Genomic DNA, 12,575 nt, shown 5'->3' on the forward strand with positions numbered 1-12,575 from the left:
CTCCCGCCGGGCTGGGCACCCTGGACAGAGCCGTTCGTGCCGTGTCGGCGGGATCGTCGACGTCAGGCGGCCATCGGGTCGACCCGCGAGCCGGTCAACGGGTGCCCCGGGGCGGCCGGCACGGCCGCCAGCTCCGCCGCGTACTCGCGGACCAGCGCCGGCAGGCGACAGCCGCCGGGCCCCTCCCACTGCACCAGGTGCGCGTCGGCCAGGTCCTCCAGCGCCCGTCGTACCCGGTGCGCGGAGACGCCGAGCTGGGCGGCGGCCCGATCCACCCGCGCCGGGGCGTCGGGGGACACGCCGAGCAGTGCGAGGAGCCGGCCGGCGACCGGTGGGGATGGGTCAGGACCGGGTCCGCAACTCCCCGGTCCTGACCCCCAGCCGTCCGGCGTGGTAGCGGAATTCGCCGTTGCGAGCGCGGCAGGCGTGGCACGCCGCCAACGCCGGGCTCAACACGGCGAGCCGGCCCGCATGCACTCAGCTCCACGGTGCCCAACTACCGGACTTCGGCGCGCCCCCGACTCACCCCGAAGAGCCGTGAACGCGGGCCCAGGTTAGGCATCCCGCCGCAGGTCGAACAAGCTTTTGCGGACCCGGGAGAATGTGATTGATACCAACGTGGAAATACGGCATGTCGGCGTAACAGGGTCAGCCGGAGTGGCGCTGTTTCTCCTCGGAGCGGCCGGTCCGCCCGCCCACCCGTCGCGCCTCGGACCGGCCGGCCGCCACGGCGCCGGCGATCAGCGCGAGCGCACCCAGATGCAGCAGCCGCACCCCGCCCGGGGCCGGCACCGTCGCGTACGGCAGCGCCGGCAGCACCGCCGCGCCGGCGGCCGTGACGATCAGCGCCATCCCCCAGAAGACCGTGGGCCGCGGCGGTGGCGTCGGCGGTCGCACGCCGTCAAAGATCTCATGCCGGCGGGCGGCGCGCAGCGCCAGGCCGACCACGACGACGGCGCCGCCCACCGTGCTGAGCAGGTCGCCGAAGAACCACCAGTCCATGCCGGTGAGCGCGTGCCAGTCGACGCCCAGGGCGCGCAGCCAGCGGTCGGTGTGGGTGACCCGGTCCCAGGCGACGTGGCTGGCCGCGCCGATCAGCGCCGAGCAGACGGTGACCTGCCATGGATGCCGGACGCCGCCGAGGGCGGCATGGTCCCGCCAGGCGAAGGCACGGTCGCCGGGCAGGTGCACCGCGATCCCGGCGATCGTCCGGCGGACGATCCAGGCGTAGCCGAGCGCGACCGGCAGGCACCACCAGAGCAGCCCGCCCAGCGTGTGGGTCCGCAGCCCGAGGTCGTACCGGGTGCCGCTGAACAGGTAGCCGACGTCCGGCGACACCGCCCCGGTGGCCAGCGCCACCCCGTCGAACCAGTGCGGGCGCCACAGCTTCAGCGGCAGCACCGGAGCCAGGTGCGAGGGGAACGTCAGCGGCACGGCTGGGACATTACCGGCGGATCAGAAGTGCCGGAGCAGGTCGGGGAAAGCGGCCAGCCGGACCACCCCGGCGTCGGTCGGGTCCAGCTCGTCGTGCTCCAGCACCCAGGTGTTCTCGTTCGGGATGAAGACCGCGTTCAGGCCGGCGGCCCGGGCCGGCAGGATGTCCGACCGCGGGGAGTTCCCGATCATCCAGGCACCGGCCGGGTCGAACGCGTGCTCGGCGGCGAGCCACCGGTACGTCTCGACGTCCTTCTCCCGGACGATGTGCGCGGCGCGGAAGTGGCGCAGCAGGCCCGAGGCGTCCAGCTTGCGCTGCTGCTCTTCCTGCTCCCCCTTGGTGAGCAGCAGCAACTCGTGGCGGGTGGCGAGGTCGTCCAGCGTCTCCGCGACCCCGGGCATCAGCTCGACGGTGTGCCCGACCAGCGCCGCGGCCAGCTCGTCCAGCTCCCGGCGCTCCCGCTCAGTGGCCGGCCGCGCGCGCAGCCGCTCCAGGCACTCCCCCAGGCTGCGCAGGAAGACCTTGCTGCCGTAGCCGTGCGCCACGGCGTTGGCCCGCTCGATGTCGTCGAGGATGGCCCGGATCTCGGTACGGTCCAGCGTGGGATGGTCCAGCCAGGCGAGGAAGTCGTCGATCACCCGCTCGAAGAGGACGTTGTTCTCCCAGAGCGTGTCGTCGGCGTCGAAGATGAGCACCGTCGCCTCCCGGCACTGCGGCATCGCGTTCCCCTTCCGTGTCCGGACCGGGGACACGCTACTGCGCCCGGCGGACCGGGACATCCGGTTATGTCCTCCGGTGGCGGCCGGACGGCCGGTGCGGACTGACCGAACGCCGACGTACCGGCGGCGGCCACCCGACTGCGCGTACCGGAGTCGCCGGGTGATGCTTCGGCGATGACGACCTCTCGCGATCATCCACGTACGACCCGGGCCCGACCGAGCGGACGGAAGCGGCGTCGCCGGAGCGCGGCCGCCGGACTGCTGGCCGCCCTCGTCGCGGCGGGCAGCGCCCTTCCCGCGACCCCGGCCCTCGCGGTCAACGCCGCACACGCCACCGTGGTCAGCGCCGACCCGGCGAACTGGACGCCGCACGCGCTCGACGGCACGGTTTACCGGATCATCCAGATCGGCAACCGGGTCTACATGGCCGGTTCCTTCACCAAGGTCCGCAACGCGGGCAGCACCACGGACCTGGCGATGCCCCGGCTGGTGGCCTTCGACGCCACCACCGGCCGGATCGACACCACCTTCCGGCCGGTGGTCAACAGCACCGTCAAGGCCCTCGCCGCCGCGGCGGACGGCCGGTCGCTCTACATCGGCGGGTCGTTCACCTCGGTCAACGGCGTGGCCGCCCCGCGGGTCGCCCGGGTCGACGCGGCCACCGGGGCCCGGGTCGCCGGCTTCGCCCCGGCCGCGCTCAACGGGCAGGTCAACGACATGCGGCTGGTCGGCGCCCGGCTCATCCTCGGCGGGGCGTTCCAGACGGTGGGCGGGGTGACCCGGCGCGGTCTGGCGGCGCTGAACGCGGGTTCCGGGGCCGCCGACTCATCGGTGAACCTGCGGCTCGACGGCCCGCGCACCACCACGACCGGCGTCACCGCCCCGGTCAAGGTGGAGGCGCTCGACGTCTCCGCCGACGGCAGCCGGCTGATCTTCGTGGGGAACTTCAGCACGGTCGCCGGCCAGGCCCGGCACCAGCTCGCGGTGGCAGGGCTGAGCTCCACGGGGGCGACCCTCTCCGGCTGGTCGACCACCCGGTACCAACCCACGTGCTCGGGCGGAACGCCCACCTACATGCGGGGGGTGGACATTTCGCCCGACGGGACCTGGTTCGCCGTGGTGACGACCGGCTACACGTACACCGGCCTGCTCTGCGACGCGGCAGCCCGGTGGGAGTTCGGGACCGAGACCTCCGGCAAGCAGCCGACCTGGGTGAACTACACCGGCGGCGACACCCTGCTCTCGGTGGCCATCACCGGCCCGGCGGTCTACGTCGGCGGGCACCAGCGCTGGCTGGACAACCCGTACGGCCGCAACTCGGCGGGGGCGGGCGCGGTGTCCCGGCCCGGGATCGGGGCGATCCACCCCACCACGGGCAAGGCGCTCGCGTGGAACCCGACCAAGGAACGCGGGGTCGGCACCGCCGAGCTGTACGCCACCGAGCGGGGACTCTGGATCGGTAGCGACACCAGCACCGTCGCCGGTGAGTACCACGGCAAGATCGCCTTCTTCCCGTTGCCCTGACCCGTGCCGGCACGGGCGCGGCGGTCGATCCTTCCGGCCGCCGCGCCCCGGGGCCGGTCCGGCGGATCAGCGACGCAGGGTCAGGATCAGGTCGGCTACCAGCGCGGTCCAGCCGGTCTGGTGCCAGGCGCCGAGCCCGGCGCCGTTGTCGCCGTGGAAGTACTCGGGGAAGCAGATCAGGTCCCGCCAGTCGGGGTGGGTCTGGAAGAGCTGGGCGGCGCCGTAGATGGGCCGCCGGCCCCAGTCGTCCCGGGTGAAGAGGGAGATCAGCCGGGCGGACAGGTCGTCGGCGATCTCGTCCAGGGTGCGCTTCACCCCGGACCGGGTCGGGTACTCGACCTGCAGGTCGTCGCCGAAGAAGGCGGCGTAGTCGCGCAACGCGCTGATCAGCAGGAAGTTCGTCGGCATCCAGATCGGGCCGCGCCAGTTGGAGTTGCCGCCGAACAGCCCGCTGGTGGACTCGGCCGGCTCGTAGCCGACGCAGAACTCCTGCCCGCCCAGCGTGACCGAGAACGGCTTGTCCAGGTGGGCGCGGGAGAGCGTACGCAGACCGTATTCGGAGAGGAACTCGTCGGTGTCCAGCATCCGGGCGAGCAGCCGGACCACCTGGTCCGGGCCGACCATGGAGAGCAGCCGCTGCTGGCGGCCGTCCGGGCCGAGCCGACGGGCGCCGATCACGTCGGCGTACTCGGGGCGGTTGGTGAGGAACCAGCGCAGCCGGGCGCCCAGCTCGGGCAGCCGGTGCAGGGTCCGCGCGGTGAGCCGGGTGGTCGCGGCGAGCGGCAGCAGCCCGACCACCGAGCGGACCTTCAGCGGCACCTGGCTGCCGTCGGCCAGCCGCAGCACGTCGTAGAAGAAGGCGTCCTCGTCGTCCCAGAGCCCCTGGTCGTACGCGGCCGCGGCGATGTAGGCGAAGTGCTCGAAGAACTTCGTCGCGGTGTCCACGTACGCCCGGTCGTGCTCGGCGAGCACGATCGCCATGTCGAGCAGGTTGAGCGCGTACATGGCCATCCAGCCGGTGCCGTCGGACTGTTCGAGCACCCCGGCCACCGGCAGCGCGGCCGAGCGGTCGAACGGGCCGACGTTGTCCAGCCCGAGGAAGCCGCCCTCGAAGACGTTGTTGCCGCCGGTGTCCTTGCGGTTGACCCACCAGGTGAAGTTGAGCAGCAGCTTGTGCATCACCCGGGCGAGGAACTCGTGGTCCCGGGAACCGTCGATCTCGAAGACCTTCAGCGCCGCCCAGGCGTGCACCGGCGGGTTCACGTCGCCGAACGCCCACTCGTACGCCGGGATCTGCCCGTTGGGGTGCAGGTACCACTCCCGGAGCAGGAGCAGCAGCTGCTCCTTGGCGAAGCCGGGGTCGACCCGGGCCATGGTGACGCAGTGGAAGGCCAGGTCCCAGGCCGCGTACCAGGGGTATTCCCAGGGGTCCGGCATGGAGATCACGTCGAAGCTGGTCATGTGCCACCAGTGGCTGTTGCGGCCGTGCCGGCGGCCCGGCGGGGGCGGCGGTGAACCCGGATCGCCCTCCAGCCAGCGCTTGACGTCGAAGTGGTAGAACTGCTTGCCCCACAGCAGCCCGGCGATGGCCTGCCGGGCCACCAGGGCCTCGTCGGCGCTGGCCCCTTCCGGGATGACGCCGGTGAAGAACCGGTTCGCCTCGGCGCGCCGGGCCCAGAGCACGCTGTCGAAGTCGTCGCCGAGATCGGCCGGCGGCGGCGGGGTGCTCGCCGGCGGCGGGGCCGTCCGGGTCAGCCGCAGCCGGATCTGCCGCTGCCCGCCGGCCGGCACGTCGAGGACGTAGTGCAGCGACCCCTTCGTCCCCTCCCGGTCCGGGTTGACCGTGGCCGCGCCGGCCACGACGTGGTCGCTGATCCCGTCCTTCGGGTACGCCGACCGGCCCGGCAGCCCCCAGAGCCGCTCGGCGTTGGTGTCGTTGTCGCAGAGCAGCGGGGTCGGCGCGCCGTCGCCCTCCAGCACGATCTGGCCGAGCACCCAGTGCTCGCCGACCAGCCGGGCATCCTCGCCGACCAGCTTCGGCACCCGGTCGCCGCCGGGCAGCCCCCACGCCCAGGTGTTGCGGAACCAGAGGGTGGGCAGCACGTGCAGCCGCTCGGCCCGGTCACCCCGGTTGGCGACCGTCACCAGGATGCACATGTCGGTCGGGGACGCCTTGGCGTAGTCGACGGTTACCGCCCAGTACCGGTCGTCGTCGAAGATCCCCGTGTCGACCAGCTCGTACTCGGTGTCGTCCCGGCCGCGCAGCGCGTTGACCGCGACCAGCTCGTCGTACGGGAAGGCGGCCTGCGGGTAGTGGTAGCGCCAGCGCATGAAGGAGTGGGTGGGGGTGGAGTCCTCGTACCACCAGTACTCCTTCACGTCCTCGCCGTGGTTGCCGCCGTCGCCGCCGAGGCCGAACATCCGCTCCTTGAGGATCGGGTCCTTCCCGTTCCAGAGGGCGAGCGCGAAGCAGAACGTCTGCCGGTCGTCGCAGACGCCCGCCATGCCGTCCTCGTTCCACCGGTAGGCTCGGGACCGCGCGTGATCGTGGGGGAAGTAGTCCCACGCCGTGCCGTGTTCGCTGTAGTCCTCCCGTACCGTCCCCCACGCCCGCTCGGACAGATAGGGACCCCATGCGCGCCAGTCCTGCTCCCCGGCATCGGCCTGGGCGAGCCGGTGCCGCTCGGGGTCGGGGGCAGCGGAGGTCGGACGGTCAGTGATCACCTGCACATCTTCGACGCCGCCGGGGTACATCACCACAGCGGCCATTGTCGTCGTGGCGTGTAGCACCTCGCCGCCGGTGGAGGAAAGTTGATCGACATTCGTTTCGGGCCGCAGGTCTGCGGGGAGCTGAACACCGGGGCGACCCGGGAATGGCTGGTCCCGGACGGCCGGGGCGGCTACGCCATGGGCACGGTGAGCGGGCTGCGCACCCGCCGATACCACGGGCTGCTGGTGGTCGCCGGGGAAACGCCGGCAACCCGCCGGATGGGCCTGGTCGGCCTGGACCCGGCGGTCACCCTGCCGTCCGGGGCCCGGGTGCGCCTCGGCGCGCACGAGTGGTCCTCCGGTGCCGTCGACCCGCGCGGCTTCGAACTGCTGGAGCAGTTCGCCCTGGTCGACGGGGTGCCGCGCTGGCGCTGGCGGATCGGCGACGTGGTGATCGAGCGGGAGATCGCCATGGCGCACGGCCGGTCCTGCGTGGCGGTGGTGCACCGGCTGGTGTCGGGCGGCCCGGTCCGGCTGGACCTGGCGGCGGCATGCACCTGGCGGGACGCGCACGGCGAGCGGCGGGCCGACGGGCCGACGCCCCGGATGGAGCCGGCCGCCGGCGGGGCGGTGGTCGAGGGGGCGTACCGGCTGGCCGGACCGGACTGGACGCCCGAGGGGCAGTGGTGGCTGGGCGTGCGGCACCGCGAGGAGGCGGCCCGCGGGCTCAACCCGGACGAGGACCTCTGGTACGCGGGCCGCTTCGCCGGGGCGCTGGAGCGCCCGGGCGACACGGTGTCGGTGCTGGCCTGGGCCGACGACCTGGCCGACGAGCCGCCCGCGGCGACCGCGCTGGTCGAGGCGGCCCGGCGGCGCAACCGGGACGTGGTGGCCGCGGCGAAGCCGGCCGACCCAGTGGAGGCGACCCTCGCCCTGGCCGCCGACGCGTTCGTGGTGCGGACCGCCGCCGGCCCGGACGTGGTCGCCGGCTACCCGTGGTTCGGCGCCTGGTCGCGGGACACCATGACCTCCTACGAGGGGCTCCTGCTCCGCACCAACCGTGCCGACGAGGGCCGGGAGCTGCTGCGGGCGTACGCGGCGACGCTGTCGGAGGGGATGCTGTCGAACACCGCCGACACCGGCCGGGTGGAGTACAACACCGTCGACGCGACGCTGTGGTTCCTGCACGCGGTGAGCCGGCACGTCACCGTCACCGGCGACACCGACCTCGGCGACGAACTGCTGCCCGCGCTGCACGCCGTCATCGAGGCGCACCTGGCCGGCACCCGGTACGGCATCGCGGTCGACCCGGCCGACGGGCTGCTCACCCAGGGCGGCCCGCCGGACACCGCGCTCACCTGGATGGACGCCCGGGTCTACGGGGTGCCGGTGACGCCGCGTACCGGCAAGCCGGTGGAGGTCAATGCGCTCTGGGTGAACGGGCTGGCCGGCCTGGCCGAGCTGACCGAGCTGACCGGCCGGGACGCCACCGCGCTGTGGGGGCTGCACACGAAGGCGAGCACGGCGTTCCGGAAGCGGTTCCCGGCGCCGGTGGGCTGGCTGCACGACGTGGTGGACGCGCCAGCCCCGGCGTACCCGCTGGGCGGGGCCCCGCACCACGACGACGACCTGCTCCGCCCCAACCAGCTGCTCGCCTGGTCGCTGCCGTACGCCCCGCTCGAACCGGACGAGGCGACGCTACGCCGGATCACCGCCGGGCTGTTCACCCCGCTCGGGCCGCGCAGCCTCTCCCCCGACTCGCCGGGCTTCGTCGGCCGGCACCGGGGCGGTCCGGCGGAGCGGGACGGGGCCTACCACCAGGGCACCGTCTGGCCGTGGCTGATCGGGCCGCTCGTCGACGCGTACCGGCGGGCCGGACTGCCCACCGATGACCTCCTGGTGGGACTCGAGGGCCACCTGGCGGAGTACGGCCTGGGATCGGTGAGTGAGACGGCCGAGGCGCTCGCCCCGCACGCCGCGACCGGCTGCCCGTTCCAGGCGTGGTCGGTCGCCGAGCTGCTGCGCGTCCGGCGGGCCGGATAGGCACGCGTTACACACCGGCAACCACCACGTCTCCGCTGGTTATCGACCGCTCGGCAGGATTGGCCCCGACCCACGCGAGACGGCGGACACCCGCTGTGGTGCCGACCGCCGCGCGGTCCGGGGACAACTCAAAGGGGGGCCCATGTCACCTGACGCCGACGTGATCGACATCCACCCCGCCCGGCACCAGCGGGTGCTGATCCTCTCCTGGGAGTACCCACCCGTGCTCGTCGGTGGACTCGGCCGTCACGTGCACGCCCTCTCCGTCGCCCTGGCCGCCGCCGGCCACGAGGTCACCGTCGTCACCCGGCACGCCGAGGGCGCCCCGCTGGAGGAGTACGCCGACGGCGTCCGAGTCCTCCGCGCCGCCGCGGACCCGGTCACCTTCCCGCTCGCCACCGGCTCGCTGCTGGCCTGGACGATGGCGTTCAACCACACGCTCACCCGGGCGGCGCTGCGCGCCGCCGAGTCCGGCGCGTACGACGTGATCCACGCCCACGACTGGCTGGTCGCGCACACCGCGGTCACCCTCGCCGAACACCTCGACCTGCCGCTGGTCACCACCATCCACGCCACCGAGGCCGGTCGGCACCAGGGCTGGCTGCCGGAGGAGATGAACCGCACCATCCACGGCGTCGAGCACTGGCTCAGCAACGCGTCGGCCCGGGTGATCGCCTGCTCCGGCTACATGCGGGACCAGGTGGCCCGGCTCTTCGACGTGCCGACCGGGCGGATCGACGTGGTCCCCAACGGGGTCGACCACCGGGCCTGGCGCGCCCGCCCGCGGACCGTCGCCTCCGCCCGGGCCCGCTACGCCGGGGACGGCCCGCTGGTCGGGTACGCCGGCCGGCTGGTCTACGAGAAGGGCGTGCAGCACCTGGTGCACGCGGTGCCGTATCTGCGGGACCGGCACCCGGGGCTGCGGGTGGTCATCGCCGGCGACGGGCCGTACCGGGACGAGCTGCTCGCCGAGGCGCGGCGGCTGCACCTCGGCGACACGGTGCGCTTCGCCGGCTTCATGGACGCCACCCAGCTGCCGGCGGTGCTCGCCGCCACCGACGCGACCGTGATCCCCAGCCTCTACGAGCCGTTCGGCATGATCGCGCTGGAGGCGGCCGCCGCCGGGGCGCCCCTCGCGGTGGCGAGCACCGGCGGGCTGGCCGAGATCGTCGAGCCCGGCGTCACCGGGGTGACCTTCCCGCACAGCGACCCCGGCGCGCTCGCCGGCGCGGTCGGCCAGCTCCTCGGCGACGAGGTCTTCGCCCGCCGGATCGCCCGCCGCGCCCGCACCATGGTCGCCGAGCGGTACGGCTGGTCGACCATCGCCGCGCACACCGCGACCAGCTACGCGGTCGCCCGCCGCGAGCACGGGGCGTTCCAGGCCCGGCGGGCCGCCGCCCTGCTGGCCGGTGGCCGACCCGTCGTCGCCATCCCGGACGGAAATCTGCTGACCGGGGCCGCCAGCTGACCCGGCGCCGCCCTGACGCTCGGATGGACCACCGTGGACGGTGACCGGGGCGCGGCCGGCGCCGACCTGACCCGCGTCCGGCAGAGCTTCCGGTCGGGCCGCCCGACCCACTCGGCGGGCTGACCGCCACCGGCGCCCGCCCCGGATGAGAAATCATCGGCCGCTGGCTATCGTGTACGGGAGTGGCCGAGGGGGCGCCGACGTGCTGCAGTTGCTGGTCGCCGGGCGCTACCGGCTGCTCGACCAGGTGGGGTCCGGCGGGATGGGCCGGGTCTGGCTGGCGCGCGACGAGATGCTGCACCGGGACGTCGCGGTGAAGGAGGTCGTCCCACCCGCCTGGCTGACCGAGCCGGAACGGGACGAGCTGCGGCTGCGGACGCTGCGCGAGGCGCGGACCGCCGCCCGGCTGAACCACCCCAACGTGGTCCGCATCTACGACGTGGTGCACGACCGGGGCAGCCCCTGGATCGTCATGGAGTACGTGCCGTCCCGCTCGATACAGGAGCTGCTGAACACCGACGGCCCGTTCCCGCCCCGGCGGGCCGCCGAGATCGGGCTGGCGGTGCTGGCCGCGCTGCGCGCCGCGCACGCCGCCGGGGTGCTGCACCGTGACGTCAAGCCACACAACGTGCTGGTCGCCCACGACGGCCGCGTGGTGCTGACCGACTTCGGGCTGGCCACCTTCGTCGGCGGGGACGGGGCGATGACCGGGCCGGGGCTGGTGCTCGGCTCACCGCAGTTCGTCGCGCCAGAGCGGGCCCGGGACGGGATCTCCGACCCGCGTACCGACCTGTGGTCGCTCGGCGCGACGCTCTACGCGGCGGTGGAGGGGCAGTCCCCGTACGCCCGGGGCAGCGCGATGGCGACGCTGAGCGCGCTGGCCACCGATCCGCCCGACCCGATCCGCCGGGCCGGCCCGCTGCGGCCGGCGCTGGAGGGGCTGTTGCAGCGCGAGCCGTGGCGCCGGCTGACCGCCGCCGAGGTGGAGCCGCTGCTACGCGCGGCGGCGACCACCCCGGGCGAGCCACCCGGGGCGACGGAGGGCGCGGACGCGGCACGGCGGACGGCGGACCGTCCGGGGCCGCCCCGGCCGGCGGTCCGGCGCCGGCGGCAGCGGTGGGCCGCGCTCGGGGCGGCCGTCGCCCTGCTCGCCGCGGCGGGCACGGTGCTGGCGCTGGGCGGCCCGGACGACCGGCCGCCGGCCCCCGGGGTGGGCGGCGGCAGCCCGGCGGCCCGGCCGGCGGCCTTCGCCTGCGCCGCTCCCCCGCCGGCCGGGGCCACCCCGGTCCGCTCCGCGCCGGCCCCGACCGGCGAGCGCTTCGGCCTGATCCCCGACTGGACCTGGTACGTCGACCCGTCCGGGTTCCGGATCGCCGCGCCGGTGAACTGGCTGCGCTGGACCGACGGCGGGGTGACCTGCTTGCGGGAACCCGGGGGGTCGCGGCTGCTGAGCGTGGGCGCGACGGCGGCGCCGGCCGACCCGGTGGCGTACTGGCGGGCGGAGGAGCGGCGGCTGACCGGCGACGGGTTGCTCGCCGACTACCGGCGGGTCGAGATCGGGCCGATCGACATGTTCCGGGCCGGCGCGCTCTGGGAGTGCGGCTGGGTCACCGGGGCCGGCGACAAGGTGCACAGCGCCCGGCTGGTGCTGGCCGTCGCGCCGGGCCGCGCGTACACCGTCTCATGGCTGACGAAGGAGTTCGACTGGCAGGTCAACGCAACATACTTCCTGATGATCCGGCAGAGCTTCCGGCCCGGTCCCTGATCCCCCTCCCCAGTGGACCGTCCGGGTGATGCCCCTCGGCGACCCGGCTGATTACAGTGGCGTAGTTTTGTCGATCAAGATCTCTGGGGAGGGCGAGTCGACATGATGGGACCGTCCCACGCGCTGTCCGGCGCGGCGGTTTGGCTGACCGGGTCCTGGGCCCTGGACCAGTTCGCCGACTACCACCAGACGCCGCTGGCGCTCGCGGTCGGGACCGCGGTCTGCGCGGGCGGGGCGCTCTTCCCCGACCTCGACCTCTCCGGCAAGGTGACCCGGAATCAGGGCGGGGCGACCGTGGCCCGGACCTTCGGCGTGTTCAGCCTCTTCATCGCCGAGGTGATGGAGAAGATCTCGCTCGGCGTCTACTACGCCACCAAGCTCAGCAAGGACCCGCGCCGCAACAACGGTCACCGCACGCTGACCCACACCCTCCCGTTCACCGGGCTGGTCGGCTGGGGCACCACGGCGCTCTGCGCCCACTACGGCAAGTGGGCGGTGGTCAGCATCCTGTTCTTCATGATCGGGCTGGCGCTGCGCGGCCTCTTCGACGAGTGGGCCGAGCGGGCCGGCTGGGTGATCGTGACGCTGGCCTCGGCGGCCGCCGCCTGGTTCACCTTCGCCAACCTGCCGGGCGACCGGGGCTACCCGCTGATCGGGTTGGCCGTCGGGGTGGGCTGTTTCGTGCACATCCTCGGCGACATGATCACCCGGGCCGGGGTGCCGATCCTCTGGCCGATCCCGATCAGACGCCGGATGTGGATGATGGTCGGCCTGCCCAACAGCATCGCGCTGCGCACCGGCAGCAAGGCCGAGGTGATCGTGCTGCGCGCCGCGCTGACCGTCCTGGCGGTGCTCGCCGCGGTGGGGCTGGTCGCGCCGTCGGTTCTGCACCGGTTCAACATCGAGGTGTGA

9 protein-coding genes are annotated in these 12,575 nt (G+C 73.9%); 5 read left to right on the top strand and 4 right to left on the bottom strand.

Annotated features, from left to right (window positions below):
• Nucleotides 1-62: 62 nt before the first annotated feature.
• From EV384_RS28025 to EV384_RS28035, 3 genes are all read right to left on the bottom strand, one after another.
• Nucleotides 63-299, bottom strand: a complete 237-nt coding sequence (locus EV384_RS28025; protein WP_130337939.1) for a GntR family transcriptional regulator — start codon at nt 297-299, stop codon at nt 63-65.
• 349 nt (nt 300-648) lie between these two features.
• Nucleotides 649-1,434 carry a DUF4184 family protein gene (locus EV384_RS28030; RefSeq protein WP_130337941.1) on the bottom strand — a complete coding sequence of 262 codons (786 nt, stop codon included), beginning with the start codon at nt 1,432-1,434 and terminating at the stop codon, nt 649-651.
• Between the two features lie 21 nt (nt 1,435-1,455).
• A complete protein-coding gene (locus EV384_RS28035; RefSeq protein WP_130337943.1) occupies nt 1,456-2,154 on the bottom strand; it encodes an HAD family hydrolase in 699 nt (232 codons plus the stop codon).
• A 174-nt stretch (nt 2,155-2,328) separates the two neighbouring features.
• On the opposite strand from EV384_RS28035, the gene EV384_RS28040 reads away from it, so the two are divergent.
• On the top strand, nt 2,329-3,678 hold the full coding sequence (locus EV384_RS28040; protein WP_242624339.1) for a hypothetical protein: 1,350 nt from the start codon (nt 2,329-2,331) through the stop codon (nt 3,676-3,678).
• Nucleotides 3,679-3,744: 66 nt separating this feature from the next.
• Here EV384_RS28040 and EV384_RS28045 read toward each other — a convergent pair whose 3' ends face one another.
• Nucleotides 3,745-6,447 (bottom strand): MGH1-like glycoside hydrolase domain-containing protein, encoded by a 2,703-nt coding sequence (locus EV384_RS28045; RefSeq protein ID WP_130337945.1) that lies wholly within the window; start codon nt 6,445-6,447, stop codon nt 3,745-3,747.
• A 42-nt stretch (nt 6,448-6,489) separates the two neighbouring features.
• On the opposite strand from EV384_RS28045, the gene EV384_RS28050 reads away from it, so the two are divergent.
• The 4 genes from EV384_RS28050 to EV384_RS28065 all read left to right on the top strand — a co-directional run bounded on the left by EV384_RS28050 (nt 6,490) and on the right by EV384_RS28065 (nt 12,575).
• On the top strand, nt 6,490-8,430 hold the full coding sequence (locus EV384_RS28050; RefSeq protein ID WP_130337947.1) for an amylo-alpha-1,6-glucosidase: 1,941 nt from the start codon (nt 6,490-6,492) through the stop codon (nt 8,428-8,430).
• Nucleotides 8,431-8,572: 142 nt separating this feature from the next.
• Nucleotides 8,573-9,898, top strand: a complete 1,326-nt coding sequence (locus EV384_RS28055) for a glycosyltransferase family 4 protein (RefSeq protein ID WP_130337949.1) — start codon at nt 8,573-8,575, stop codon at nt 9,896-9,898.
• Between the two features lie 145 nt (nt 9,899-10,043).
• Nucleotides 10,044-11,663, top strand: a complete 1,620-nt coding sequence (locus EV384_RS28060; protein ID WP_130337950.1) for a serine/threonine-protein kinase — start codon at nt 10,044-10,046, stop codon at nt 11,661-11,663.
• Between the two features lie 102 nt (nt 11,664-11,765).
• Complete coding sequence (locus EV384_RS28065; RefSeq protein WP_130337952.1) at nt 11,766-12,575, top strand: metal-dependent hydrolase; 810 nt, start codon at nt 11,766-11,768, stop codon at nt 12,573-12,575.

The organism is Micromonospora kangleipakensis (assembly GCF_004217615.1).
Classification (GTDB): Bacteria; Actinomycetota; Actinomycetes; order Mycobacteriales; family Micromonosporaceae; genus Micromonospora; species Micromonospora kangleipakensis.